The sequence below is a fragment of the Streptomyces litmocidini genome (assembly GCF_014649755.1).
In the GTDB taxonomy this organism is placed as follows: Bacteria; Actinomycetota; Actinomycetes; order Streptomycetales; family Streptomycetaceae; genus Streptomyces; species Streptomyces litmocidini.
In genome coordinates, this window is the sequence record NZ_BMTQ01000004.1 from 527,433 (window position 1) to 552,613 (window position 25,181).

The 25,181-nt window shown below is 74.0% G+C and carries 21 protein-coding genes and 2 tRNA genes; 14 read left to right on the forward strand and 9 right to left on the reverse strand.

The features are described 5' to 3' along the window. The first annotated feature begins 272 nt into the window (after positions 1-272). The 3 genes from IE180_RS11945 to IE180_RS11955 all read left to right on the forward strand — a co-directional run bounded on the left by IE180_RS11945 (position 273) and on the right by IE180_RS11955 (position 2,494). Positions 273-1,433 (forward strand): helix-turn-helix domain-containing protein, encoded by a 1,161-nt coding sequence (locus IE180_RS11945; RefSeq protein WP_190156779.1) that lies wholly within the window; start codon positions 273-275, stop codon positions 1,431-1,433. Between the two features lie 258 nt (positions 1,434-1,691). Further along, positions 1,692-2,294, forward strand: a complete 603-nt coding sequence (gene orn / locus IE180_RS11950) for an oligoribonuclease (RefSeq protein WP_190156780.1) — start codon at positions 1,692-1,694, stop codon at positions 2,292-2,294. Between the two features lie 127 nt (positions 2,295-2,421). Continuing rightward, a tRNA-His gene (locus IE180_RS11955) sits at positions 2,422-2,494 on the forward strand. 188 nt (positions 2,495-2,682) lie between these two features. On the opposite strand, the gene IE180_RS11960 is transcribed toward IE180_RS11955, so the two are convergent. The 3 genes from IE180_RS11960 to IE180_RS11970 form a co-directional block, all read right to left on the reverse strand. After that, on the reverse strand, positions 2,683-4,194 hold the full coding sequence (locus tag IE180_RS11960; RefSeq protein ID WP_190156781.1) for a glycoside hydrolase family 18 protein: 1,512 nt from the start codon (positions 4,192-4,194) through the stop codon (positions 2,683-2,685). Between the two features lie 142 nt (positions 4,195-4,336). Beyond that, a complete protein-coding gene (locus tag IE180_RS11965) occupies positions 4,337-5,734 on the reverse strand; it encodes a sensor histidine kinase (protein WP_190156782.1) in 1,398 nt (465 codons plus the stop codon). Next, on the reverse strand, positions 5,731-6,429 hold the full coding sequence (locus tag IE180_RS11970; protein WP_190156783.1) for a response regulator transcription factor: 699 nt from the start codon (positions 6,427-6,429) through the stop codon (positions 5,731-5,733). Before IE180_RS11970 ends, IE180_RS11965 begins: the two co-directional genes overlap by 4 nt. Positions 6,430-6,516: 87 nt before the next feature. On the opposite strand from IE180_RS11970, the gene IE180_RS11975 reads away from it, so the two are divergent. Further along, on the forward strand, positions 6,517-7,104 hold the full coding sequence (locus IE180_RS11975) for a hypothetical protein (protein WP_190156784.1): 588 nt from the start codon (positions 6,517-6,519) through the stop codon (positions 7,102-7,104). A gap of 7 nt (positions 7,105-7,111) precedes the next feature. Here the strand turns inward: IE180_RS11975 and IE180_RS11980 are convergent, their stop codons facing one another. Beyond that, entirely contained in the window at positions 7,112-7,978 is an 867-nt protein-coding gene (locus tag IE180_RS11980) for a spermidine synthase (RefSeq protein ID WP_190156785.1), read from the reverse strand. Positions 7,979-8,012: 34 nt separating this feature from the next. Then, positions 8,013-8,510, reverse strand: a complete 498-nt coding sequence (locus IE180_RS11985) for a hypothetical protein (RefSeq protein ID WP_190156786.1) — start codon at positions 8,508-8,510, stop codon at positions 8,013-8,015. A gap of 224 nt (positions 8,511-8,734) precedes the next feature. Here IE180_RS11985 and IE180_RS11990 point away from each other — a divergent pair, with 224 nt between their 5' ends. After that, complete coding sequence (locus IE180_RS11990) at positions 8,735-10,024, forward strand: NsdA family TPR-like regulatory protein (RefSeq protein ID WP_190156787.1); 1,290 nt, start codon at positions 8,735-8,737, stop codon at positions 10,022-10,024. 127 nt (positions 10,025-10,151) lie between these two features. Here the strand turns inward: IE180_RS11990 and IE180_RS11995 are convergent, their stop codons facing one another. Beyond that, positions 10,152-10,748, reverse strand: a complete 597-nt coding sequence (locus IE180_RS11995) for a histidine phosphatase family protein (RefSeq protein ID WP_190156788.1) — start codon at positions 10,746-10,748, stop codon at positions 10,152-10,154. Positions 10,749-10,892: 144 nt separating this feature from the next. On the opposite strand from IE180_RS11995, the gene IE180_RS12000 reads away from it, so the two are divergent. The 7 genes from IE180_RS12000 to IE180_RS12035 all read left to right on the forward strand — a co-directional run bounded on the left by IE180_RS12000 (position 10,893) and on the right by IE180_RS12035 (position 17,449). Beyond that, positions 10,893-11,735, forward strand: a complete 843-nt coding sequence (locus IE180_RS12000; protein WP_190156789.1) for a phosphatase PAP2 family protein — start codon at positions 10,893-10,895, stop codon at positions 11,733-11,735. Further along, complete coding sequence (locus IE180_RS12005) at positions 11,665-12,792, forward strand: hypothetical protein (protein ID WP_190156790.1); 1,128 nt, start codon at positions 11,665-11,667, stop codon at positions 12,790-12,792. Before IE180_RS12000 ends, IE180_RS12005 begins: the two co-directional genes overlap by 71 nt. Next, on the forward strand, positions 12,783-14,372 hold the full coding sequence (locus tag IE180_RS12010; RefSeq protein WP_190156791.1) for a hypothetical protein: 1,590 nt from the start codon (positions 12,783-12,785) through the stop codon (positions 14,370-14,372). The genes IE180_RS12005 and IE180_RS12010 overlap by 10 nt, the downstream gene beginning before the upstream one ends. Positions 14,373-14,497: 125 nt before the next feature. Then, complete coding sequence (locus tag IE180_RS12015) at positions 14,498-15,829, forward strand: AAA domain-containing protein (RefSeq protein WP_190156792.1); 1,332 nt, start codon at positions 14,498-14,500, stop codon at positions 15,827-15,829. A 214-nt stretch (positions 15,830-16,043) separates the two neighbouring features. Beyond that, positions 16,044-16,400 carry a DUF8844 domain-containing protein gene (locus IE180_RS12020; protein ID WP_190156793.1) on the forward strand — a complete coding sequence of 119 codons (357 nt, stop codon included), beginning with the start codon at positions 16,044-16,046 and terminating at the stop codon, positions 16,398-16,400. A gap of 355 nt (positions 16,401-16,755) precedes the next feature. Continuing rightward, positions 16,756-17,385: a hypothetical protein gene (locus tag IE180_RS12030; RefSeq protein WP_190156794.1), complete on the forward strand. Its 630-nt coding sequence runs from the start codon at positions 16,756-16,758 to the stop codon at positions 17,383-17,385. Beyond that, a tRNA-Lys gene (locus IE180_RS12035) sits at positions 17,376-17,449 on the forward strand. Before IE180_RS12030 ends, IE180_RS12035 begins: the two co-directional genes overlap by 10 nt. 50 nt (positions 17,450-17,499) lie before the next feature. Here the strand turns inward: IE180_RS12035 and IE180_RS12040 are convergent. Then, on the reverse strand, positions 17,500-18,780 hold the full coding sequence (locus IE180_RS12040; protein ID WP_373302735.1) for a M6 family metalloprotease domain-containing protein: 1,281 nt from the start codon (positions 18,778-18,780) through the stop codon (positions 17,500-17,502). A 324-nt stretch (positions 18,781-19,104) separates the two neighbouring features. Between IE180_RS12040 and IE180_RS12045 the strand changes: the two genes are divergently transcribed. After that, positions 19,105-21,003 (forward strand): putative bifunctional diguanylate cyclase/phosphodiesterase, encoded by a 1,899-nt coding sequence (locus IE180_RS12045; protein WP_190156795.1) that lies wholly within the window; start codon positions 19,105-19,107, stop codon positions 21,001-21,003. A gap of 89 nt (positions 21,004-21,092) precedes the next feature. On the opposite strand, the gene IE180_RS12050 is transcribed toward IE180_RS12045, so the two are convergent. Further along, positions 21,093-22,790, reverse strand: a complete 1,698-nt coding sequence (locus IE180_RS12050; RefSeq protein ID WP_190156796.1) for a glycosyl hydrolase family 18 protein — start codon at positions 22,788-22,790, stop codon at positions 21,093-21,095. A 241-nt stretch (positions 22,791-23,031) separates the two neighbouring features. Beyond that, the gene (locus IE180_RS12055) at positions 23,032-24,102 is read right to left on the reverse strand and encodes an LLM class flavin-dependent oxidoreductase (protein WP_190156797.1); all 1,071 of its coding nucleotides are present in this window, start codon (positions 24,100-24,102) and stop codon (positions 23,032-23,034) included. A gap of 315 nt (positions 24,103-24,417) precedes the next feature. On the opposite strand from IE180_RS12055, the gene IE180_RS12060 reads away from it, so the two are divergent. Continuing rightward, positions 24,418-25,176 carry an IclR family transcriptional regulator gene (locus IE180_RS12060; RefSeq protein WP_017237127.1) on the forward strand — a complete coding sequence of 253 codons (759 nt, stop codon included), beginning with the start codon at positions 24,418-24,420 and terminating at the stop codon, positions 25,174-25,176. Positions 25,177-25,181: the final 5 nt, after the last annotated feature.

Here is a 25,181-nt window from a genome sequence, read left to right on the forward strand (position 1 = left end):
GCCCCGAGGGCCCACACCCCCCGCGTACGGGGGCGTTCGCCGTCCCGTCCCCTCCCCGGGCGGCCGTCGGACGCCGGACTCCGCGATCGATCGCTTCACGCCAAGTTGCCTTGTCGACAATCCACCGGATGGAGAACTTGTCACGCCGGCGCCACGGGACACAGTAGATTCGATCATGGGTACCGAAGACTGGGGTCTCGTGCAAAACCGAGGGGAAACGTGCAGGAGCGACACGACCAGGGAGACGCGAACACCGAGGGGGGCTTAGCGTCATGAGCCAGGACTCCGCCGCACCGGAGGCCGCACGGAAGCTGTCCGGGCGCCGCCGTCGCGAAGTCGTCGCGGTGCTGCTGTTCAGCGGCGGCCCCATCTTCGAGAGCTCCATCCCGCTCTCCGTGTTCGGCATCGACCGGCAGGACGCCGGGGTGCCACGTTACCGGCTGCTCGTCTGCGCCGGCGAGGAAGGACCGCTGCGGACCACCGGCGGGCTCGAACTCACCGCGCCGTACGGCCTGGAGGCCATCGGCCGGGCGGGCACCGTCGTCGTCCCGGCCTGGCGGTCGATCACCTCGCCGCCGCCGCCGGAGGCGCTCGAAGCGCTGCGCCGCGCACACGAGGAGGGGGCCAGGATCGTCGGGCTGTGCACCGGGGCGTTCGTCCTGGCCGCCGCCGGACTGCTCGACGGCCGCCCGGCGACCACGCACTGGATGTACGCGCCGACGCTCGCCAAGCGCTATCCGTCGGTCCACGTGGACCCGCGGGAGCTCTTCGTCGACGACGGGGACGTGCTGACCTCCGCCGGCACCGCGGCCGGAATCGACCTGTGTCTGCACATCGTGCGGACCGACCACGGCACCGAGGCCGCGGGCGCGCTGGCGCGCCGGCTGGTCGTCCCGCCGCGGCGCAGCGGCGGTCAGGAGCGCTACCTCGACAGGTCTTTACCCGAGGAGATCGGCGCCGACCCGCTGGCCGAGGTCGTCGCCTGGGCGCTGGAGCACCTCCACGAGCAGTTCGACGTGGAGACGCTCGCCGCGCGCGCCTACATGTCACGGCGGACCTTCGACCGCCGGTTCCGCTCGCTGACGGGCTCGGCCCCGCTCCAGTGGCTGATCACCCAGCGGGTGCTGCAGGCGCAGCGGCTGCTCGAGACCTCCGACTACTCGGTCGACGAGGTCGCGGGCCGGTGCGGCTTCCGCTCCCCGGTGGCGCTGCGCGGTCACTTCCGGCGCCAGCTCGGCTCCTCGCCGGCCGCCTACCGCGCGGCGTACCGCGCCCGGCGGCCGCAGGGCGAGGTCGGCACGGCCGTGCTCGAAGCGGCGGTGCCGGCCCAGGGTCCGGCGGGGCTCCGCAGGCCGCTGGAGCCGGGCAAGCCGCAGTCGGACGTGTACGCCTCCGGCCGGCCCGCCCTGCCGGGCCAGCGCAGCGCGCCGTAACGGGACCGACGCCGCCACAAGCGGCGCGACGCAGGACCGACGGGCCCCCGGGGACACCTCCCCCGGGGGCCCGTCGGCCCGCCGGGACGTGTCCCGGGCCCCGCGCCCGGTGCGGCGGAGGGGGCGCGCCCCTGTTCGAGCGGAGCCGGGAGCTCGGGGGCGCGCGCACGGCGACGCGGAGCGGGCGGGAGTCCGCCGACGGGGCCCGAGGCCCTCGGGCCCGGCCCGATCGGCGGGACACGCCCTAAGGTAGGACGCATGAACGATCGCATGGTGTGGATCGACTGCGAGATGACCGGGCTCTCGCTGACGGACGACGCACTCATCGAGGTGGCCGCGCTGGTCACCGACTCGGAACTGAACGTGCTCGGCGACGGCGTGGACATCGTGATCCGCCCGCCGGACGCGGCCCTGGAGACCATGCCCGAGATCGTGCGCCAGATGCACACGACCTCGGGGCTGCTCGACGCGCTCGCCGGCGGCACCACGCTCGCCGACGCGGAGGCCCAGGTCCTCGCGTACGTCCGCGAGCACGTCAAGGAACCGGGCAAGGCGCCGCTGTGCGGGAACTCGGTCTCCACGGACCGCGGCTTCCTCGCGCGCGACATGCCCGCCCTGGAGAGCCATCTGCACTACCGGATCGTCGATGTCTCCTCGGTCAAGGAGCTGGCCCGCCGCTGGTACCCGAGGGCGTACTTCAACAGTCCGGAGAAGAACGGCAACCACCGGGCGCTCGCCGACATCCGCGAGTCCATCGCGGAGCTGCGCTACTACCGCGAGGCGGTCTTCGTCCCGCGGCCCGGCCCGGACTCGGAGACCGCGAAGAAGATCGCGGCCCGTCACGTCCTGCCCTCGGAGTGACCGTCCGCTCGCGCCTCCGGGAGCCCCGGGAACCCCCCGCGGGAAACGGTGGCGCGAGCACCCTCCGGAACCCTGTAGACTTCTTCTCGGCCGGTCGGGGAAACCTTCGGGAAAACCGCCGGTCGTGGTGGGTATAGCTCAGCTGGTAGAGCACCTGGTTGTGGTCCAGGATGTCGCGGGTTCGAGTCCCGTTACTCACCCTGATGACTCAGGCCCCGGTTCGGAAGAACCGGGGCCTGAGTCGTTCTCGTGTGCGCTCCGCCACACGGAGGACGTTCCCCGTGGGCCCTGCCGGGGCACGGTCCCTGCCCGGGAAAGGGTGCGCGCCCCGGTCGGCGGTGGGGTGGTTCCGGCCGGGGCGCGCGGTGTGGGGGGACTCGGGGGCCTGCTACCTGTAGGCGCCGAAGGCCTTCGTGAAGGCCAGCGGCTGCTGGAGGATCGAGGAGCAGGTGGGGTCGGCGTAGGTCACGGCGCCGGCCGCGCACTGCTTGTCACGGGCCGCGGACCACATCGAGAGCCGGCCGACCCCCTTGGACCTGGCGAAGGCGACGAGCTGGGTGGCGTCCTCCACCGTGAAGACCTCGGAGGAGACGTCGTTGACGCCGATCATCGGGGTGACGGCGACGGCCTTCCAGGCGGCCGCGTCGGAGAGGCCGAGGACGCCCTTGATCTGGGCCTGGGTCGCGGTCGCGGCCTGGACGGCGTACGTGCCCATGTCGGCGCTGTAGGCCGGCCCGTAGTCCATCGCCATGATGTTGACGGCGTCGACGCGGACGCCGTTCCGCCCGGCGTCGGCCAGCAGGTCCACGCCCGGCTGGGTCAGGCCCTCGGGCATGACCGGCAGGGTGAAGGAGACGTCCAGGCCCGGGTGGGACTTCTGGAGCTGGGCGATCGCCTGCGAGCGGCGGGTGTTGGCGGCGGTGTCCGGGAGGGCGGCGCCCTCGATGTCGAAGTCGAGCTTGGTGAGCCCGTAGTGGTCGACGACCTTGCCGTACGCGGCGGCGAGCGCCGAGGAGGTCGAGCAGTTCAGGGCCAGTTCGCGGCCGGCGGCGCCGCCGAAGGAGACGCGGACGTCGCCGCCCTTGGCGCGCAGGGCGCCGATCTGGGCCGCGACCTTGTCGTTCGCGAGGTCGGTGACGCCGCCCCACAGCGGGGCGCAGGAGCCGCCGGAGGTGATGAAGGCGAGGTTGAACTCCTTCACGCCGGTGGCGTCGGCGGTCGAGAGCAGGTCGTACGCCGGGTAGAGCGAGGTGTCGACGTACGGGGCGTACCGGGCCCCCGCGGCCGGTGCGCCGGTCGTGGTGGGGGTGGGCGTGGGCGTGGGCCGCGCGGTCGCGGTGGCGGTGGGCTTCGGGCTCGTGGTGGCCGTGGCGGTGGGCTTGGGGCTCGCCGTGGCCGTCGGCTTCGGGGACGCCGTCGCGGTGGGCTGCCCGGTGGGGCGGCCGCTCGGGGTGGGGGTGGCGCCTCCGGCGGAGCAGGCGGCCTTGTCGATGAGGCAGCCGGTGGGGTCGCCGGCCTGGCCGGCGGCCGAGGTGACGAAGCCGACGGTGACGGATCCGCCGGGCTCCAGCCGCCTGTTCCAGCTCGCGGGCTTCACGGTGACGTGGTTGCCGGAGACGGTGTGCTCGCCGTTCCAGAGGGAGCCGATGGTGGTGCCGGCCGGGAGGTCGAACTCCAGGGTCCAGTCGGACCGGGCGGTGGTCGTCTCGTTGGTGACGACGTACTGGCCGGTGTAGCCGCCGGTCCAGGAGCTGGTCCGGGTGTAGGCGGCGCCGACGGCGGCGGCCTGGGCGGTGCCGGTGAGCGCGAGGGCCGCGCCGCCGACGACGGCGGCGGCGACGACCGCTCCGACGACCTTGTTCCGGGTGCTCGTCCTGCGCCGGTGCGAACTGCTGCCCATCGCGTGCCTGCCTCTGCGTGCCGGGGGTGGGGGTGGGGTGCGGCAGCACGCTAGCGCCGGGAAAACGGACAATTGCCGTACTTGGCGCCGCCGTTCGGATCCTTAGGGTCCGCTTAAGGGAGGCATCGGGACCGGAAAAGGTTCAGGTCCGGCGGGCCCCCGGGGCCCTGCGCCGGCGGGCGGGCCGACGGCCGCGCCGGCCCGTGCCGTCGCCCCCGCGCCGGCCGTCGAGGCCGATCCAGATCCGTACCTCCGTACCGCCGAGGACCGAGTGGCCGATGCGGACGTCGCCGCCGGTGGCCTCCGCCATCCGCCGCACGATGTCGAGCCCCAGGCCCGTGGAGCCGTCCCGGCCGCCGCTGTTGCCGCGGGCCAGGGCGGCGGCGGGGTCGGCGATGCCGGGGCCCGCGTCGGAGACGAGGACGATGACGGCGTCGTCCCCGTTGTGGACGTCGATGGAGAAGGCGGTGCCCTCGGGGGTGTGGCGGAAGACGTTGCCGAGCAGGGCGTCGAGGGCGGCGACGAGTTCGGGCCGGGCGACGGGGATGCGGACCGGGCGCTCGACGCCCGCGACCCGCACCCGGCGGCCCTCGTCCTCGGCGAGCGCCGACCAGAACTCCATCCGCTCGCGGACCACTTCGGCGGCGTCGCAGCCGGCGCCGGGACCGGTCGCCTGGGTCTGCGGCTTCGCCTCGCGGGCCGTGCGGATGATGATGTCGACCTCGCGCTCCAGCTGTTCGACGGCCGCGCGGGTCTGCTCGGCGGCCGGTGAGGAGCCCAGCGAGGCCGCGTTGAGGCGGAGGACGGTGAGCGGGGTGCGGAGCCGGTGGGAGAGGTCGGCGGCCAGCTCCCGCTCGTTGGCGAGGAGCTGCACGACCTGGTCGGCCATCGAGTTGAAGGCGACGGCGGCCGACTTGAGTTCGGGCGGCCCCTCCTCGGGGACGCGTGCGCCGAGCCTGCCCTCGCCGAGGTCGTGGGCGGCGCCGGCGAGCCGCTGGGCGGGCCGGACCATGCGGACGCCGAGGCGGTCGGCGACGGCGACGGAGCCGACGACGAGGGCGACGCCGACGCCGGCGAGGACGAGCCAGGCGGTGGCGACGCCGTTGCTGACCTCCTCCTCGGGGACGAGGAGTTCGACGACGGCGACCTGGCCGCTGCTGAGCGCGGTGGGCTGGAGCAGGGCGAAGCCGCCGGGGACCTCGGCGATGGAGGCGCGGCCGAGGGCGCGGGTGGCGGCGAGTTCCTGGGGGTCGGCGCGGCGGGTGCCGATCTCCAGGGCGGTGCCGCCGGGTCCGGGGGCGGGCACGTGGATCGCGAGCCGGCCGGCGGCTCCGTCCTCGGTGGTGGCGACGGCCTTGTCGAGTTCGTCGCGGTCGGTGGTGATCGCGAGGACGGGGGCGAGGCCGGCGGCCCGCCGTTCGGCGTTGGAGAAGGCCCGGTCGCGGGCCATCTCCTTGACGACGAGTCCGAGGGGGATGGCGAAGGCGAAGACGACCATGACGGTGACGGCCAGGGCCACCTTGACGAGCGCCCACCTCACGGCCGGGTCTCCACGGGCGGCTCCAGCTTCACGCCGACCCCGCGCAGGGTGTGCAGGTAGCGGGGCCGTGCGGCCGTCTCGCCCAACTTCCGGCGCAGCCACGACAGGTGTACGTCGATGGTCTGGTCGTCCCCGTACGACTGCTGCCAGACCTCGGCGAGCAGCTCCTTGCGCGGGACGACGACGCCGGGCCGCCCGGCGAGGAAGGCGAGCAGGTCGAACTCGCGCCGGGTCAGGTCCAGCGGCGTCCCGTCGAGTTCGGCCTGACGGCGCAGCGGGTCGACGGTGAGTCCGCCGACGCGGAGGGCCCGGGAGGGCGGCGGCTCGCCGGCGGCCCGGGAGCGGCGCAGGACGGCGGCCATCCGCGCGGAGAGGTGGTCGACGGAGAAGGGCTTCACGAGGTAGTCGTCGGCCCCGGCGTGGAGGAGCCGCACGATCTCGGCCTCGTCGTCCCGGGCGGTCGCGATGATCACCGGCACGTCGGTGATCCCGCGCAGCATCTTGAGCGCCTCGGACCCGTCGAGATCGGGCAGGCCGAGGTCCAGGATCACGACGTCGAAACGGAAATGGGCGACCTCGCGCAGCGCCTCCAGAGCCGTGCCGACGCTCCGTACGGTGTGGGAGGCCTCGGTCAGCTGCCGGATGAGGGCGGAGCGCACGAACTGGTCGTCCTCGACCACGAGCACACTTGCCATGGGCGGCACCGTACGCCATTCGGGTGGGGCCGCGAGCGGTGTCCACCCTCCGGTGCGGAGCTTTGTCCGGTGGTGCACTATGTCCCGGTGCGAAGAGGACCCGTTCACGCCCTGGCCTGGTCGCTCGCCACCGGCGCGGCGGTCGCCCTGTCCTGGTGGGGGGTGCACACGGTGCTGTCCGGCACGGTGTACGACCCGCCCCGCTCGCTGCCCCTCCCGGCCGGCCCCGCCATCGGGACGGCCGCCTCCGGGGGCGTCCCGGGGACCTCCTCCACCCGGCGGCCCGAGAGCGCCCCGCCCTCCGCGCCCGCCGGCCCGACGCCCACGCCGAGCGGGGCGCGCACGCCCCCGTCCGCTCCGTCCCCGGCCCCCGCGCGCCGCCCGGACCCCCCGCAGCGGACGTCCGCCGCACCGCCCCCGGAACCGGCCTCCGGCGCGGGATCCGGCGCGGGCGTGAAGACCTACACCGTGGACGGCGGCCGGGTCACCTTCGACCTCGGGGAGAGCGCGGCGGAACTGGTCTCGGCGACGCCCGCGTCCGGCTGGCAGATGCAGGTGTGGAAGCAGCCGGCCTGGATCCGGGTCACCTTCACCGAGGACGGCCGGGAGCTGTCGGTCTTCTGCGTGTGGCACGACAGCGCGCCCCGCGTGGAGATCGACGACCGGCAGGCGTAGGAGCCGGTCAGCGGAAGGCGGACGGCGGGGGTACGGGCGAGGGCTTGGCGTTCGCGTCGGTGACGGGGGCCGCTCCGCCGGCGAAGTCGGCGAGGGCCCGGCCGTGTTCCACGCGTCCCGGGTGCGGGTCGGTGGCGACCCGGCGGGTCAGTTCGGCCACCGGCAGCTCGCGGTCCGAGGCGAGCAGCACCGCGTTGCCGAAGCGGCGGCCGCGCAGGACCGTCGGGTCGGCGGTGAGCGCCAGTTCGGGGAAGACCGCGGCGGCGGTGGCGATCTGGCCGCGCAGATGGGTCAGGGGCGGGCCGTCGGCGAGGTTCGCCGCGTAGAAGCCGCCGGGCCGCAGCACCCGCCGTACCTCGGCGAGGAACTCGGTGCTGGTCAGGTGGGCCGGGGTGCGGGCCCCGCTGAACACGTCGGCGATGACGAGGTCGGCCCAGCCGTCCTGGACCTTGGCGAGGCCGGCGCGGGCGTCCGTGGAGCGGACCCGGATGCGGGCCCCGGCGTCGAGGGGGAGTTCCCGGCGGACGAGCTGGACCAGGGGGGCGTCGAGCTCCACGATCTGCTGGGTGGAGCGGGGCCGGGTCGCGGCGACGTAGCGGGCGAGGGTGAAGGCGCCGCCGCCGAGGTGGACGGCCTGGAGCGGCCGGTTCGGCGGGGCGGCGAGGTCGGCGATGTGGCCGAGGCGCCGCTGGTACTCGAAGGTGAGGCGGGCCGGGTCGTCGAGGTCGACGTGCGACTGCGGGGCGCCGTCGATGAGCAGCGTCCAGGCGCGCGGGCGTTCCCGGTCGGGTATGAGTTCGGCGAGGCCGCCGTCGACGGTCTCGACGACGGGGGCGGACGCCGCCGCCCGGTCCCGCTGTTTGTTCCTGGCCACGGGCCCATTATCGGGGCACGACGGGCAGGGGGGCTCAGTGGCAGCCGTCGGCCGCCTCGATGAGCCGGGCCGCCTCGCCGAGCGCCTCGCGCAGGACGGCGGGGTCGGTGACGGGGTCGGTGTCGCCGGGGGGCAGCAGCCAGCCGGCGGGGCGGGGCGCGTCGCCCGCCGGTTCGGGGAGTTCCGGCAGCTCGGGGAGGCGCAGGCCCCGTCCCGAGGTGCGCGTACAGGCGCTGCCCGGCAGGTCCCAGGCGGCGGCGGTGCCGGGCGGCACCAGGAAGCCGAGGGTGTCGCAGGTGCCGTCGTGGACGACCGGCCCGACGGCGGGGGCGGCGGCGCGGCGCAGGATGTCCACGGCCTCCAGGCCCTGGCGGACCGGCACGGTCACCAGGTCCCAGGCCTCGGCGGCGGCCCGGGGCCCGTCGGCCTCCGGGGCGGGCGCGCGGCGCGCGGCGCCCGGGGCGGGTACGTGGTGCGCGGCCTCCGGGACGGACACGTGCCGCGTGGCCGCCTGCGAACCGATCTCCGACATGGGGACCCCTCCTCGCTCCGAAGGAGACACGTTCCGTCTCCCCATTACGGTTCAACGCCCGTGCGCGTCAACGGCTACGGCGGGATGCCGCCGCAAAGGATGGCAGTTCATGGCAGATCGCAGGCGAGATATCCGATTTGTAGCCAAACTCAGCGTAAGCGTGTGGTGACAGCAGGTACGTTCTTGCCGCCGGAAACCCGGCAGCACCAGGAGAGGGCTCGGCCATGGCGATGTCACGGGCAGTTCCCAATCTCGCCTTCCGTCGGCTCCGCGGACAGCACTCGCCGGCGGAGTTCGCCGCGGCGGTCCGCCGGGCGGCGCGGGAGATCGACGAACGGGTCGCGTGCGACGCCCGCTACATCGGGCGCGTGGAAGCGGGCGAGATCCGCTGCCCCAACTACGCGTACGAGCGGGTCTTCCTGCACATGTTCCCCGGTCTGGGCCTCTCCGACCTGGGATTCTCCGCGCGGGAGACGGTGCGCGGCCGGCGGCAGGGCGTCCCGGCCGGGACAGCGCCTCCCGCCGCCATCACCACCCGGAACGATGAGGAGAGCGACGTGCTGCGTCGCGCATTCATGACGAGCGGCTCCGCCACCCTGGCGGCCGCCTCGCTGGGACTCGGCGGCCCCGCCGTCGCGATCCCCTCCCCCCGCGGCACCCACCGGATCGGCGAGACCGAGGTGCGGGCCGTCGAGGACGCCGTGCGGCGGATCCGGCTGCTCGACGACCGGCACGGCGCCGACGGGCTCTACAAGGTGGCCGCCCAGCCGCTCCGTACCGCGTACGCGCTCCTCGACGCCGGCACCATGACCCGTCGCTCCACCGAGGACCGGCTGCACGCGGGCGCGGGCGAGCTCTCCCTCTCCGTCGGCTGGCTGGCCCACGACTCGGGGAGGCACGAGGACGCGCGCTCGCACTACGCGGAGGCCCTGGCCACCGCGCGCGTGGCGGGGAACGCGGCCCTGGAGGCGCACGCCTTCTGCAACACCTCGTTCCTGGCCCGGGACACCGGCCGCCACCGCGAGGCGGTCCGGGCGGCCCAGGCGGGCCTGCGGGCCGCGCAGCCGCTGGACTCGGCCCGGCTCCTCTCGCTGCTGTCGCTGCGGGAGGCGGGCGGGTGGGCGGGGCTCGGCGACCGCTCCGCCTGCGAGCAGGCCCTCGGCCGCGCGCACCAGTACTTCGAGCGTGGCCCGGCCGAGGGCGACCCCGAGTGGATGTCCTTCTTCGGCGAGCCGGAGCGGGAGGCGCTGGAGGCCGGCTGCTGGTCGGCGCTCGGCGAGTGGGGCCGGGCGGCGCGCCACGCCCACCGGGCGGTGGTCCTGCAGAACCCGCACTTCGCCCGGAACCTCGCGCTCTACCGGGCCCACCTCGCCAAGGACCTGGCGCACGCCGGCCGTCGGGACGAGGCGGCGGCGGAGGCGCGGCGCGTCGTGGACTCCCTCGACGGCATCGCCTCGGCCCGGATCCGCGACCTGCTCACGGAGACCGGCCGGGTCCTGGCCGGCACGCACTGAGCGGCCCGTACCGAACGGCCCGTACGAAGCGGCCCGCACCGAACGGCCCGTACGAAGCGGCCCGCACCGAACGGCCCGTACGAAGCGGCCCGTACCGAGCAGGAGCCGGGAGCTCCCGCTCCCCGGGCTACTGCTCCAGGTGCCCCGTGTCGTTCCAGCGCTCGACCGCCGGGGCGCCGTACGCCCAGCCGAGGACCGAGAGGCTCGTCGGGTCCAGGCGGATGCGGGCGGCGAAGGAGACGTCCTCGCCGAGCCAGCGCGCGCCGATCGAGCGCAGGATGTGCCCGTGGGCGAACACCAGGACGTCCCGGTCGGCGGAGCGGGCCCACTCCACGATCTCGTCGGCGCGGTCCGACAGCTGGGCGAGCGTCTCACCCCCGGGGACGCCGTCGCGCCAGATGAACCAGTCCGGCTGGATCTCCTTGATCTCGGGCGGGGTCAGCCCCTCGTACGCCCCGTAGTCCCACTCCATCAGCGCGTCCCAGGGCCGGGCCCTGTCCCCGAAGCCGGCGAGCTCGCAGGTCTCGCTCGCCCGGACGAGCGGGCTGGTACGCACCTCCACGTCGGGGAGCCCCTGCCAGGGGCCCCGGTGCAGGCGCTCGCCGAGCAGCTTCGCCCCTCGTCGTCCCTCGTCGAGCAGCGGTATGTCGGTCCTGCCGGTGTGCCGGCCGAGAAGGGACCACTCGGTCTGGCCGTGCCGGGCGAGCAGGATGCGGGGTGCCATGGGAAGGACGCTCCAGGAGTTCACGGTGCGGACGTGCCTCTCCCATCATCGCCGACCTGAACGCGCGGCGGCGTCCGGGCAACCTCCGGGGGACGCCCCGCGTCCCCTCCCCCGGACCGCATCACCGACCGGGGGGACTCGTTCATGCGCAAGCCACGCCGGTGGGCGGAGCTGACCCTGATCGCGGTCGTGTACGCGGCCTACTCGGGCGGGCGGCTCCTGGCGAGGGGCGACGAGGCCTCGGCCGTGGCGCACGGGCTCGCGGTCCTGCGGTTCGAGGAGGGCCTCGGGATCGACGCCGAGCACCCGTTGAACCGGTGGTTCACGGACGTCCCCGCGCTCGGGGTCCCGGCGGACTTCGCGTACGCCTCGCTGCACTACCTGGTGACCCCGGCGGTCCTGGTGTGGCTCTTCCGCCGCCGCCCCGCGCACTACCGGGCCGCCCGCACCTGGCTGATGCTCTCCACCCTGCTCGGCCTCGCCGGCTTCACGCTGCTGCCGACCTGCCCGCCCCGGCTCCTCGACGCGGCCCACGGCTTCACGGACACGATGGCGCACTTCAGCGCGTACGGCTGGTGGGGCGACGAGGCCAGCGCGCCGCGCGGGCTCGGCGGTCTGACGAACCAGTACGCGGCGATGCCCAGCCTCCACGTCGGCTGGGCGCTGTGGTGCGGGACGATGCTGTGGCGGCACGGACGGGCACCGCTCACGAAGGCCCTCGGGGTGGCGTATCCGCTGGTCACGGCACTCGTCGTGATGGGCACCGCCAACCACTACCTGCTCGACGCGGTCGCCGGGGCGGCCGTGATGGGCGCGGGCCTGCTGCTCGCCCCGCACGCGCTGCGGCTCGCCGACCGGATCCGCACGACACCGGAAGCGCCCCCGGTTGTCGGTGGTGGATGGGAGACTTCGGCGGGTGAGCGCATCCCCGGACAGCGGTCTGTCCCGAACACCGCGGACGACACCTCCTCGGCAACTACTGGCTGAGCTGCGCGGACCGGCCGTCGTGCCGCGTCCGCTGGACGCCCGAGCCCTCGCGGCGCTCGCCGCCAACCCGGGCTGCAAGCGGCGGGCCGTCCTCGACGGCGCCGGCGTCGACAAGTCGGCGCTGGCCGCGAAGCTCGGCTCGCCCGCGCCGTTCGGGCAGTCGCAGTTCGCGATCGTGCGGGGCAACTCCTTCGAGGCGAAGGTCAAGGCGGACGGCGGGCGCGAACTGCTGCGCCTGATCGGCGTGGAGGAGCCGGGCGAGGTGTCCGTGCCCGACCTGGCGGCGGCCGGACCCGAGGGGCGGGTGGCGCGCACGGCGCTGGCGCTGCGGGAGGCGACGGGTGCCGGGGCGTGGACGCTGCTCGACCATCCGCTGCTCGCCCTGGAGGTCGCCGGTTCCCCCGTCCACCTGGAACCGGACGCGGTGGTGGTGCACCCCGACGGCGGCTGGACGGTGGTGGAGATCAAGTCGTTCCCGATGATCGACGGTTCGGCCGACGCGGCGAAGGTGGGCGCGGCGGCCCGCCAGGCCGCCGTGTACGTGCTGGCCCTGGAGCGGGTGGCGGCCCGCACGGAGGGCGCGCGGGTCGCGCAGTCGGTGCTCCTCGTCTGCCCGAAGGACTTCTCGAACGTGCCGACGGCGTCGATGGTCGACGTGCGCAAGCAGCGGTCGGTGACCCGGCGCCAGCTGGCCCGGCTGACCCGGATCGACGAGATCGCGCGGGCCCTGCCGGAGGGCATCAGCTTCGACGTGGTGGAACGGACGGCGGAGGAGCTGGCGGCGGCCGTGGAGTGCGTCCCCCATCAGTACGCCCCGGAGTGCCTGGCCGCCTGCGAGCTGGCCTTCCACTGCCGGGCGCGCGCCCGGGAGGCGGACGCGGTGGAGGCCCTGGGCCGTTCCGTACGGGGGGAGTTGGGCGGTCTGACGACGGTCGGCGCGGTCCTGGCGGCGGCGCGCGGCGAGGAGGGCGACCCGGAGGACCCGGCGGTGGCGGCGCTGCGCCGGGCGCGGGCGCTGCGCGAGGAGGCCCTGGCGGGGGTGGCCGCATGTCGCTGATCTCCACGCTCGCCCGGATGGAGGCCGTCGAGTCGGGGCGGGCGCAGCCGCTCGCCACGGTCCGGCACCGGCGGCTGTCCGCACGGCCGTTGGTCCTCGTGCCGCTGACGACGGCCGGTGAGGCGGGCGCCCCGCTGGGCGCGCTGGTCGGCACCGATCCCGAGGAGCCGCGGCTCCTGGTGGTGCCGCAACCCCGGGACCGCGACCTGCGGTTCGCGTTCCTCGCGGACCTCGCCGAGGAGATCCTGCCGTACGTCGACTCGTTCACGGACGTCGTCGAGGCGGCGGAGCGGAACGAGGTCGACCCCGAGACCGGCAAGAAGGTGAAGGTCGAGGTCGAGCTGTGCGCCGACGCGCCGCAGCTGATCGTGCCGAGCCGGGCGGGCATCGAGTACGTGCGGCTGCTCGGACGGTCGACGCGGTTCCGGCGGACGGCCGAGCAGGACCCGGAGACGCCGTTCCCGGCGCCGCCGCGGGTGCCGCTGCTCGGCCGGTGGCTGACGCACTTCGGCGAGCGGGCCCGGGTGCCCGGCTCCTCGCTGCTCCTCTCGGCGACGGACCTGCTCAACCGGCACTGGGCGACCGGCCAGTCGTCCCTGGAGGACCAGCACCTGGGCGCGCTGCTCGCCTGGATCGCCCCGTGCGACGGGGAGCCGGGCGCCGAGGCGGCCCTGCGGGCCGAGGTCGGCCGGGACGCCCAGGGGCAGTTGCTCTGCCCGCCGGCCGGTCCCGCGACCGATCCGGCCTTCGACAACAAGCTCCTCGCGCCGGCGATCGAGCGGTACGACCGGGCCCGGCAGTCGCTCGGCGCGGCCGAGGACGGCGAGAGCGCCGACACGGGCCTCGCCGAGCTGCACGGGGCCGAGCGGGAACTGCGCCGGCTGATCGCCTCCCAGCTGAAGCCGACCTGGCACTCCGTCTGGCGGGCGATCGAGCTGCTGCGGGAGCTGCCGGAGGGCGCCCGGGTCGAGGACCGCTGGACCCGTGACCGCTGGTCCTTCACCGGCCACCGGGACCGGATCGCGGCCGGCGAGCCGCCGCAGCCGCGCCGGGACGACGCCGTGACGGCGGCCTCGAAGCTGGCCGCCCGCGAACAGGCGCAGGGCCAGCTGGAGGCGCAGGAGGCCCTGGACGATCCGCTGGTGATGGCGGGGCGGCGGCTCGCGGGCGAGGCGTTCTCGGCCGAGGTGGTCGAGGTGACGATGGCGTGGACGGAGTCGAAGCGGCCCGCGCCGCGGCCGCTCGTCACGGTCCGCACGGACGACCGGCCGCACCTGGCCGAGAAGGTGAAGGTGTACCGCTCGCTGGACGGCAAGCCGCAGGCGGCGGAGTTCGTGCGGTACGAGGAGGACGGCTCGCCGCTGCTGCGGATCCTGGACCGGATGGGCCGGTCCAGGGAGCCCGCGGAGGGCTCGGTGCCGGAGAAGGGCGAGCGGATCGTCTGGACGCTGTTCGAGCACGACCAGCGGGTCGGCCCGAAGCTGCCGGACCCGGAGGAGACGCCCTGGACGCACGGCGGCCCGCCCCGGGCGGACGCCGTGGAACCGCCCGACGCCGTGACGCCGGAGGACCTCCTGTGACCCCGTCCGGCACCGTGCCCCGCGAGGACGTGCCGTGACCCCGGCTTCGGGGGGCGTGCCGTGCCCCTGACTCCGGAGACCGCGCTCGTGCCCCTGTCCGTCCCCCTGATCCCCGAGGACCCGCCGTGACCGTGTTCGACCCGTCCGCCGAGGCCGCACGCGCGACCTCCGCCATCCTGGCGGACACCCTGCGCGGCACCGCGCGGGGCGTCGTCGTCGACTCCCCGCCGGGTGCCGGCAAGTCGACGCTCGTGGTCCGGGCCGCCCTCGAACTGGCCGCCGCCGGGCGCCCCCTGATGGTGGTCGCCCAGACGAACGCGCAGGTGGACGACCTGGTGCTGCGGCTCGCGGAGAAGGAGCCCGACCTGGAGGTCGGCCGGCTGCACTCGAACGACTCCGACCCGTACGACAAGGCGCTCGACGACCTGGCCAACGTACGGAAGTCGGCGAAGGCGGGCGAGCTGACCGGGCTGCCGGTCGTCCTGTCCACGGCCGCCAAGTGGGGGCACGTGAAGAACGTCGAGCCGTGGGCGCACGCGATCGTCGACGAGGCGTACCAGATGCGCTCGGACGCGCTGCTCACCGTGGCGGGCCTCTTCGAGCGGGCGCTGTTCGTGGGCGACCCCGGGCAGCTCGACCCGTTCTCAGTGGTGGGCGCGGAGCAGTGGGCGGGGCTCACGTACGACCCGTCGGCGAGCGCCGTCTCCACGCTGCTCGCGCACAACCCGGAGCTGCCGCAGCACCGGCTGCCGGTCTCCTGGCGGCTGCCTGCCACGGCGGCGCCGCTGGTGTCGGACGCCTTCTACCCGTACACGCCGTTCCGCAGCGGCACCGGACACGGGGACCGGAGGCTCTCCTTCGGGGTGCCCTCGGACGGTTCCGGTCCCGACCGGGTCCTCGACGAGGCCGCCGAGTCCGGCTGGGGCCTGCTCGAACTCCCGGCCCGGCACACCCCCCGCACCGACCCCGAGGCGGTCGGCGCGATCGCCCTGGTGGTGCGCCGGCTCCTGGACCGGGGCGGCGCGGCGGTCTCGGAGCGTTCGGAGACCCCGGTCCCGCTCACCCCGGACCGGATCGCCGTCGGCACCGCCCACCGCGACCAGGCGGCGGCGGTCCGGGCGGCGCTCGCGGACGTCGGCGTGACGGGCGTGACGGTGGACACCGCGAACCGGCTCCAGGGCCGTGAGTACGACGTGACGGTCGTCCTGCACCCGCTGTCGGGTCGCCCGGACGCGACCGCCTTCCACCTGGAGACGGGCCGGCTGTGCGTGCTGGCCTCCCGGCACCGGCACGCGTGCGTCGTGGTGTGCCGGGCGGGCGTGGCGGAACTCCTCGACGAGCACCCGTCGACGGATCCGGTGCGGCTGGGGGTCGCGGTCTCGTTCCCCGACGGCTGGGAGGCGAACCACGCGGTCCTCTCCCACCTGGAGGAACACCGGGTGACCTGGGCCCCCTAGGGCCGCGGCGGCCCTCGGACGGGCACCCGGGCCGCCCTCTCCGCCTGGAGGGGCACCGGGTGGCCGGACGCCCCGGCCCGTCCCGCGCGGATCGAAACCGGGGCCCGGGGGTCTGCGGGGGCGTACGGGGAGGGCTTCGCGCTCTTGCGGGAAGCGGGACAATGGAAGACGGCCCGGGAGTCCGGGCCGTGCCTGTGCGAGGAGGAGAAGGACGATGGCGGAACCCGCGGAGCGGAGCGCACAGCGGCGGCTTCGGCCGGCACCGCTGATCTTCGAGCCTGCCGAGGCGACCGCCGATCCGGAGCACTTCTTCGACCTGGAGTCGATGGAGGACCCCCGCGAGCTGCTGTCCCGGGCGACGGAGCTGACGCTCGCGTTCCGGGCGGCGACGGACCGGGCGACCGAGTTCCAGGCGATCGCGGCCGCGCAGCTGGCGGATCCGCGCCGGTTCGACCGGCTGACGGTGGCGGACGTCGCCGAGCGGGCGGCGTGGACCGAGGACTACGCCCGGAAGATGATCGAGTTCGGCCGCGACCTGATCCGGACGAACGGACAGCCGTCGGAGGACTGAGCGGCGTACGGACGGTCGGCGAAGGACCGGGCGGACGGACGCGTACGGGGCGGGCGTACGGCCGGGCGGGGGAGGGCCGGGCGGGCGTGTGACACGGGCGGGCGTACGCGGGGCCAGTGGGCCGGTGGGGGCCGGTGGGTCCGTAGGGGCCGGTGGGCCCGTGGGGGCCGGTGGGCCCGTGGGGGCCGGTGGGTCCGCGTGGCTCGGAGGGCCCGCGTGGCTCGGAGGCGTGCGTCTGACCGAAAACCACCCCTGGCATATGCCGAGGGGGCACGATACTCCTCCCCCACCCCTCCTGTCCGGGATTCCGGGAACCCTCGGCAATCGGGTGATCACACCCGGTAGACCTGGATCCATGACGACCTGGCTGCGCGACGAGACCCCGCACGACATCTTCCGGTTCCTCCGGCAGGGCGACGAGGGGCGGCACCAGGCGGCCCGGGTGACCGCCGACGGGGCCGCCTGGCTCGCCTCGGCCGCCGGGGGCCGGGCCGGTGCCGCGCTCACCCGCTGGGAGTCCCGCCCCGCCTCCCCGGCGGCGCTGCCCTGCGGGACCCTCTTCGACGTCGTCAACGTGGACCCGGTCTTCGGGCGCCGGATGCTGGACCGGCTGTGGGAGGAGGGCCCGGGTTCGGGGCCCGTCGCCGTGCACCGGGGCCGGATGATGCTGTTCGCCGCGCCGGGGACGGCCCAGCGGCTGCCGGCGCTGCTCGACTGGGAGGAGTGGAGCCGGGAGGTCCCCCGGCCGCTCTGTCACGGGCGCGGGGACGCGGTGACCGTGCCGGCGCTCGTGCCGTCCGGCTCCGCCGGGCCCCGCTGGCTGGTGGCCCCGGACAGCCGGCATCCGTGGCTGCCCGGCCCCGAGGTCGTGCTCTGGGCCTGCGTGCGGGCCGTCCGGGCGGCCTCCGCCGCCGACGTGCGGGTATCGATTTTTCCTCCCGCCGATCCGGATGCTAATGTCTACGACGTCAGCAGGCGCCGCTAGCTCAGTTGGTTAGAGCAGCTGACTCTTAATCAGCGGGTCCGGGGTTCGAGTCCCTGGCGGCGCACAGACAGGGGAAGCCCCTCGCGGAAGCGAGGGGCTTCTTCGTCTTTCCGGTCACGCCCCTCGGGGAGGGGTGATCTTCACCGTCCAGTCGCCCGCCCCGGTGCGGTCGGTGACCTCGACGCGGATCCCGGTTCCGGGCACGGTCAGGGTCTCGCCCTCCTCCAGGGGGGCGTCCGCGAGCGGCGGGTAGACGGAGCGGTCCGCGCACGCCTGGGTGGCGGGGTGGGCGTCCACGACCTCGACCGGGCCGTCGCCGGAGGCCGTACCGCTGTGGACCCGGTAGACGAGCACGCCCTCGGTGCAGGTGTCGGCGTCGTTCCCCGCGCCGCTCCGGGCCTCGATCGCCAGGACGCTGTCGGGGCCGGTGCGGACGACGGCGAGCCGGGTGCCGAGGATGCCGCCGGCCGGGGGCGGGGCGTCGACCGGCTCCAGAGTGACCAGCCGGGAGCCGGAGCCCTGGACGCAGGTGATCTGGGCGCGGGAGAGCCAGCCGAGCTTCCACTTGTTCCAGCCGAGGAGGTCCGGGGAGAGTCCGAACTGGCTGCCCATGACGTCCCAGTCGCCCACGTGGGTGTCCCAGTCGCCCTTGCCGTCCACCGGCCGGTGGTAGAGGTCGGGCAGGTCGAAGACGTGGCCGGTCTCGTGGGCGAGGACGTTGCGGTCGGGCGGGTGCCGCTCGAAGACGGTGACGACGCGTTTGATCTCGGTGCCGTCGGCCTCCAGCGGGTGTTCCAGGTTGACGACCTTGGTCGCGTCGGAGTCCACGCCGGGCGCGTCCGGGTCGGCGACCAGGTAGACGATGTCGTACCGCGAGAAGTCGACGTCCTCGTCGGCGGCGGCGATCGCGTCGCGGAGGTAGGCGGCCCGCTTCCCGGCGTCCCAGTCGCGCCGTATGGCGTACTCCTCCGACGCGTGCGGCATCGGGGTCCAGGAGGGCCGGGGGTGCGGGCGCAGGTCGAAGCGTCCGTAGGAGGCGCGGGCGAAGTACTCGCTGGTGGCGGGGAAGTGGTCGGCGGCGAGTTCGCCCGGTTCGGTGAGCGGTGCGGAGTCCGGGAAGGACAGGAAGATCATGACCGCGTCGAGGTCCCTGTTCGGCCGGGGGTAGGAGCCGTTCCAGGTGTCGAGGCCGAGCGAGTGGTGGGCGGCGGTGCGGGGCAGGGCGCAGGGGTTCGCCGAGGACGCGCCGGCGGCGGGGCCCGCGACGAGCCCCGTGGCGGCCAGTGCGGCGAGCGCGGTGAAGGCCGCCGCGCCGGCACGCAGCCGTGAGCGTTCCACTCCCCCGGGTGGCTGCTGAGCCCTCACGTGGACCTCCGGATCGGGAATGCGGGACACCCCACCCACCTTGTGGCGGTTTGAGGTTTTTCGCATGTTTCCACTGCCCCGGTCGGGTGAGGGCACTCCTCGAGGTCGACGCGACACGAGCGCGCTTCAGCTCACGGAAAGTCACATTCGGTCATGTCCCGAACGGCGCGTGTCACACCCGCGCAGAAACGATCGGGCGGGTCGGTCCGGTGGGCAGCCTCACAGCGCCGGAGGCCCCTCACGGACGCCTCGGAGCTGGAACGCTCCCCCGGCTGGCTCTATGATCGGCTCACTCTTCCTTGGCCGACCGTCCCGACCACATGTGACCGGCCCGACTGCACACGGGAGCGAGCGGTGAGCGGAACCCCCGAAGGACCGGTGCACCCAGAGCCGGCGGAGACACACGCGGCCGAACCCGCACTCACGGAGCGTCACCCCGCACGCCGGGCGGCCGAACTCCGCGACTACCGGGCCGCCTTCCGGGTCGCCCAGCTCGCCATGGCCGTGGTCGACGAGGACGGCGTCGTCATCGCCGCCAACGACTCCTTGGGCACCCTCCTGGGCGCCGAGCCCGCGGCGCTCCGGGAGCAGGCCGCGGCCGACCTCGTGGACCTCGCCTCCGACGGCCGCACCTGGCACGCCTACCGCGAGGTGCTCGGCGGCCGCCGCTCCCGCTTCCGCTGCACCCGCCGCCTCAAGCACGCCGACGGGCGCTCGCTGTGGGCCGAGGTCACCGTCGCCCCCGTCCCCGACAGCCGGCGCGTCCTGCTGTCGATCGCGGACATCAGCGAGCGGCGCGAGCTCCACGCCCGGCTGCGCCACCTCCAGATGCACGACCCGGTGACCCGGCTGCCCAACCGCGCGCTGTTCTTCGAGCGCCTCTCGGCGGCCCTGGAGGTCGCGGCCCAGGACGCCGCGGTCGCCGAGGCCTGCGCGCGGCACGGCTCCCGGGAGTTCCCCCGGTCGCACGAGTCACACGAGTCGTACGAGTCGTACGGCTATGGCAGAACAGGGCGGATCGGCCTCTGCTACCTGGACCTCGACGGCTTCAAGGCGGTCAACGACACCCTCGGCCACCGGGTCGGCGACCGGCTCCTGGCCGCCGTCGCCACCCGGCTGACGGAGTGCGCGGACAGCGACGGCTACACCCGCAACGGCGGCCACCTCGTGGCGCGGCTCGGCGGCGACGAGTTCGCGATCCTGGTCGAGGACTCCACCGGCACGGAACAACTGGCGGACCTGGCGCGCTCGGTGCTCGACGCGTTGCAGCACCCCTTCGACCTGGGCGGTCAGCGGCTCTCGGTCTCCGCCTCGATCGGCGTGGTCGAGCGGGCGGCGCCCGGGACGACGGCGACCGCCCTGATGCAGGACGCGGACACCACGCTGTACTGGGCGAAGGCGGACGGCAAGGCCCGCTGGACGCTCTTCGACCCGGAGCGCAACGCCCACCGCATGACCAGGCAGTCGCTCTCCTCCACCCTGCGACCGGCCGTGGAGCGCGGGGAGTTCACCCTGGAGTACCAGCCGCTGGTGGACCTGACCGACGGGGCGGTCCGCGGAGTGGAGGCGCTGGTGCGCTGGAACCACCCGCAGTTCGGCCCGCTCCCGCCGAATCGGTTCATCGGGATCGCCGAGGAGGACGGCTCCATCGTGGAACTGGGCCGGTGGGTGCTCCGCACCGCCTGCCGCCAGGCCCGGCAGTGGCAGAAGGACCATCCGCGCGAGCGCCCGATCTTCGTCAGCGTCAACGTGGCGGTCCGCCAGGTCTGGGACTCCGACCTGGTCGCGGACGTGGCCGGCATCCTCGCGGAGACCGGTCTCGCACCGCACCTGCTCCAGCTGGAGCTGACCGAGTCCGCGGTGATGGGCTCGAACGGCCGGCCGCTCCAGGCCCTCCAGGCGCTGAGCGACATGGGCGTGCGGATCGCGATCGACGACTTCGGCACCGGCTATTCGAACCTCGCCTATCTGAGCCGGCTGCCGGTCTCCGTGCTCAAGCTGGACGGCTCCTTCGTCCGGGGCTTCCAGGACGAGGAGCACGCCAATCCGGCGGACGAACTGATCGTCGAGGCGCTCGTGCACCTGGCGCACCGGCTCGGCCTCACCGTGACCGCGGAGTGCGTCGAGACGGCCGGGCAGGCCAGCCGGCTGCGCCGGATCGGCTGCGACACCGGGCAGGGCTGGCTGTACTCGCGGGCGGTGGCCCCGGACCGCATCGCCGCGCTGATCGGCACGGAGCCGCTTCCCGTATAGCGCCGGAGGCATGGAACTGCCCCCGGCCGGAGGGACATTCCGGGCGGGGGCAGTGGCTCATCGGTTCAGCGGTGCGTTCGGGGGCGGGATCAGCAGGCGCCCTGGTCCTTCCAGACGCCCCACTCGCCGGTCGTGCCCGGCTCCTCGTTCTGGGTCCACCACTGGGCCTTCCAGGTGTGGCCCTTGTGGGAGACGAGCGAGCCGCCGGTGTAGACCTGGCCGGCCACGTACGCCGGGGCGGTGCAGCCCGTGGTGGGCGGCGGGGTGGTGGGGGGCGTGGTGGTCGGCGGGGTCGTGGGAGTCGTCGGCGGGGTCGTGGGCGGGGTGGTCGGGGTCGTCGGGGACGAGCCGACCGCCGTCACGATGTCCTTGAAGAGGGTCGCGTTGGCGTCGAGGCCGAGGAGCGAGTACATCATCGCGCCGGCCAGGCCGCGGTTGTGGGCGTAGTCGGCGCGCGCCTGGACGGTGCGCTTGTCCAGGCCGGTGAAGAACTCGCCGTCCTTGTAGAAGTAGGCGGACTTGGCCTGGTCGTCCCAGAAGGTGGTCGACGGGTTGTCGACGATGCCGCCGAGCTCCTTGTAGTACGCGATGCCGGCCGCCTGGCTCAGCGGCCGGGCGCCGGAGCCGCCGGTCGCGGGCTGCGCGAGGCCGTTGGTGGTCCCGGCCGGGACGCCCTTCCAGCCGCGGTAGTAGAACTCGTAGCCGAGGGTCAGCTTGTTCGCCGGGAAGCCGCCGGTGATGCCGTAGGCGGGCTTGCCGTCGATCCAGGAGTCGATCGCGTTCTCGATCGAGTACTTCTCGGTGCCCGGCTTGATGACGTCGGTCGGGTCGTTCGTGCCGGAGTGCAGCGGGGACTGGTGGTACGTGGGCCCGTCGCCGTCCCAGGCGCCGTGCATGTCGTACGTCATGATGTTCGCGTAGTCGAGGTACGCGCCGATCTTGTCCGTCTCGATGTTCTTGATCTTGTCCTGGCCGGCCGGGAGCGCGGCGGTCAGGAGGTACTTCTTGCCGCCGTGGGCCGCGCCGTACTCGTCGAGCTGCTTGCGGAACTCGGCGAGGAGGAGCGTGAAGTTCTGCTTGTCCTCGGGGGCGTAGTGGTTGCCGAGGTGGCCGTCGGGCGAACCGGGGTACTCCCAGTCGATGTCGATGCCGTCGAAGATGCCCGCCGCGGTGCCGGGGCCGCCGTAGCCGCCCTCGACGGGCAGGTCGCCCTGGATGTACTGCTTGATGCAGGAGGCGACGAGCTTCTTGCGGCTGGCGTCGGTCCTGGCCGCGTCCGAGAAGTACTTGGAGTAGGACCAGCCGCCGATCGAGATGTTGATCTTCAGCTTGGGGTACTTCGCCTTCAGCTCCTTGAACTGGTTGAAGACGCCCACGATCGGCTGGTCCCACTTGTCGGCGACGCCGTCGACGCTGTCCGCCGCCGAGAAGGACTTCTGGTAGTCGGCGTACGAGTCGCCCGCGCCGTCGCCCGCGCCGGGGTTGTTGTCGTCGCCCGCGGCCTTGTTGGCCTCGAAGCAGGTGAGGTCGGTCGGGTGGATGTTCCCGAACGAGTAGTTGATGACGTCCAGGTTCGCCGCGATGCCCCGCTCGTCGAGGTGCTTCGGGTAGAAGGCGTTCCCGTAGACGCTCCACTGGTCGTAGTACGCGATTTTCACGCCTCCCGTGGAGGCGGTGGTGCCGGTCTCGGCGGCCTGGGCGGAGCCGATTCCGGCCGTGGCGGCGAGGGCGCCGGCGGCGAGGGCCGAGCTGAGGAGCGCGGCGATCAAGGGCTTGCGGGGGTGCACGTGCTGCCTCCGGGAGGGGGTGGCGGTACGGAAGTTGGAGCAGTGATATCCGCCGCGTGAACAGCGCGTCAATGGTCTGAACCAGATTGAGGACTAGACCAATTTGATGAAGAAAGCCCTTGTCAGAGAGGTGAAGCACAAAAGGAAACCGCCCGCCACCATCGGTGACGAGCGGTTTAAGGTTCACTTAGGGAAGGACGGCGGATCGTTCGAGGATGAACCAGGCGGCCCGGTTTTCGCGTTACTCCGACAGCTCCGGCAGCCCGTACGCGTCGGCGATCAGCTCGTAGCTCCGCACCCGCTCCGCGCCGCCGTGCCCGTTGGCCGTGATCATCAGCTCGTCCGCACCCGTCCGCTTCCGCAGGTCGTCCAGGCCGACGCGCACCTCGTCCGGCGTGCCGTACACGACGTTCGCGAGCCAGCCGTCGACGAACTCCCGCTCGGCGGGACCGAATCCGTACGCCTCCGCCTCCTCCGGCGTCGGCACCAGGCCCGGCCGGCCGGTGCGCAGCCGCAGCATCGCGAGCGCGCCGGCGAGGACCTGGCGGTGGGCCTCCGCCGCCTCCTCGGCGGCGAACGCCGAGACGCCGATCATCGCGTACGGGGCGTCGAGGACCTCCGAGGGCCGGAAGGAGTCCCGGTAGAGGTCGAGCGCCGGGATCGTGTTCCTGGCCGAGAAGTGATGGGCGAAGGCGAAGGGCAGTCCGAGCAGCCCGGCGAGGCGGGCGCTGAAGCCGGAGGAGCCGAGCAGCCAGATCGGCGGCCGCCCCTTCGGGCCCTGCACCGGCCCCGGCACGGCGTGGATCCGGGCGTACGGATGGCCGTCCGGGAAGTCGTCGTCCAGGAACCGGGTCAGCTCGGCCAGCTGCTCGGGGAAGTCGTCGGCTCCCTCGTCGAGGGTGTCGGACCGGCGCAGGGCGGCGGCCGTGGCCCCGTCGGTGCCGGGCGCGCGGCCGAGGCCGAGGTCGACCCGGCCCGGGGCGAGGGCCTCCAGGGTGCCGAACTGCTCGGCGACGACGAGCGGGGCGTGGTTGGGCAGCATGACGCCGCCCGAGCCCAGCCGGATGCGCCGGGTGTGGGCCGCGAGGTGGGCGAGGATCACGGCCGGGGAGGAGGAGGCGACCCCGGGCATGGAGTGGTGCTCGGCCACCCAGTGCCGGTGGAAGCCGCGCCGCTCGGCGAGCCGGCTCAGCTCGACGCTCGTGGCGAGCGCCTGGGTCGCGGTCCGCCCGCTGCCGACGGTCACCAGGTCCAGTACGGACAGCGGTACGGGCGCGCTGCCCCGCGCCTCTCCTCGAATAGCGTCGGTCACCGTCGGGACCCTCCTCGGCACATGTGCGGATACATCCGGACCACAACAGGAGGGTGTCTCCGCTTATTCCGCCCCGTCGCGGGCGGAAAATTTCTGCCGCGCGCCGGTGGCCGAACACCGACGTCACCGCCGCCGCGCACGCCCCTGACCTGAGGCTCCGTGCACCACTCATGACATGGGCATATGCCAGGGTGTCGCGGCCCAGCCCAGGGGCCCGATCCGTCGCATCATTCTCGCCAACAGCCGCCCCGTGAAGGGCCCTTGGCGGTTATCGTGGTACGAAAGCTTGCGGTCACAACCTGGTAGGGGGAAACCGTGGCGCTGAAGCCCGAGCCCACCGCGCCGTTCCACTCGGTGCAATACGCCCTGCGCGTCCTCGAGACGGTCTCGCGGCACGGTGGCGGAGTGACGGACGTCCAGATCGCGCGCGAGACCGGCCTGCCCGTCGCCCACCTGTCCTCACTGCTCCTCATGCTCCGCCGCGAGGGGTACGTCGAGCAGGTCGCCGACGGCGCGTACGTGATCGGGGACTCCCTCGTCCTCCTCGGCTCCGGCCTGACCCGCCGCGAAGCCCTGGAGGCCAAGCTCCAGGAGACCCTGACCGAGCTCCGGGACTCCGTCGGCGCGGCGGTCTACATCAGCCGGTACATCGACGGCGAGGTGAAGATCACCCAGTTCGCCGACGGCCCGCGCACGCCCAAGGTCAACGAGTGGGTGGACTTCCGCTCGGCCGCGCACGCCAGCGCGGTCGGCAAGTGCCTGCTCACCCAGCTCGACCAGAACGGCCGCCGGGACCACCTCTCCCGGCACAAGATCGCCCGGCTGACCTCCCGGACGATCACCAGCGAGCGGATCCTCTTCTCGAAGCTCGACAGCCAGCCGGCGACCGTCCCCGTGCTCGACCTCCAGGAGTACGCGGTGGGCACGGTCTGCGCGGCCGTCCCGCTGACGGCGGGCTCGGCCGTGGGCTGCCTGGCGCTCTCCCTGCCGATCGAGCACGCCCACCGGCTGCGCGCCGCGGCGGACACGCTGAACCGCAGGGCCGCCCCGGTGGTGCTCTCGCTGGCGATCTGAGGCCG

Excerpts from the sequence above, each read along its gene's own strand:
- IE180_RS11945 (WP_190156779.1), top strand. The coding sequence starts at position 273 with ATGAGCCAGGACTCCGCCGCACCGGAGGCCGCACGGAAGCTGTCCGGG.
- orn (WP_190156780.1), top strand. The coding sequence starts at position 1,692 with ATGAACGATCGCATGGTGTGGATCGACTGCGAGATGACCGGGCTCTCG.
- IE180_RS11960 (WP_190156781.1), bottom strand. The coding sequence starts at position 4,194 with ATGGGCAGCAGTTCGCACCGGCGCAGGACGAGCACCCGGAACAAGGTC.
- IE180_RS11970 (WP_190156783.1), bottom strand. The coding sequence starts at position 6,429 with ATGGCAAGTGTGCTCGTGGTCGAGGACGACCAGTTCGTGCGCTCCGCC.
- IE180_RS11985 (WP_190156786.1), bottom strand. The coding sequence starts at position 8,510 with ATGTCGGAGATCGGTTCGCAGGCGGCCACGCGGCACGTGTCCGTCCCG.
- IE180_RS11990 (WP_190156787.1), top strand. The coding sequence starts at position 8,735 with ATGGCGATGTCACGGGCAGTTCCCAATCTCGCCTTCCGTCGGCTCCGC.
- IE180_RS11995 (WP_190156788.1), bottom strand. The coding sequence starts at position 10,748 with ATGGCACCCCGCATCCTGCTCGCCCGGCACGGCCAGACCGAGTGGTCC.
- IE180_RS12000 (WP_190156789.1), top strand. The coding sequence starts at position 10,893 with ATGCGCAAGCCACGCCGGTGGGCGGAGCTGACCCTGATCGCGGTCGTG.
- IE180_RS12010 (WP_190156791.1), top strand. The coding sequence starts at position 12,783 with ATGTCGCTGATCTCCACGCTCGCCCGGATGGAGGCCGTCGAGTCGGGG.
- IE180_RS12020 (WP_190156793.1), top strand. The coding sequence starts at position 16,044 with ATGGCGGAACCCGCGGAGCGGAGCGCACAGCGGCGGCTTCGGCCGGCA.
- IE180_RS12030 (WP_190156794.1), top strand. The coding sequence starts at position 16,756 with ATGACGACCTGGCTGCGCGACGAGACCCCGCACGACATCTTCCGGTTC.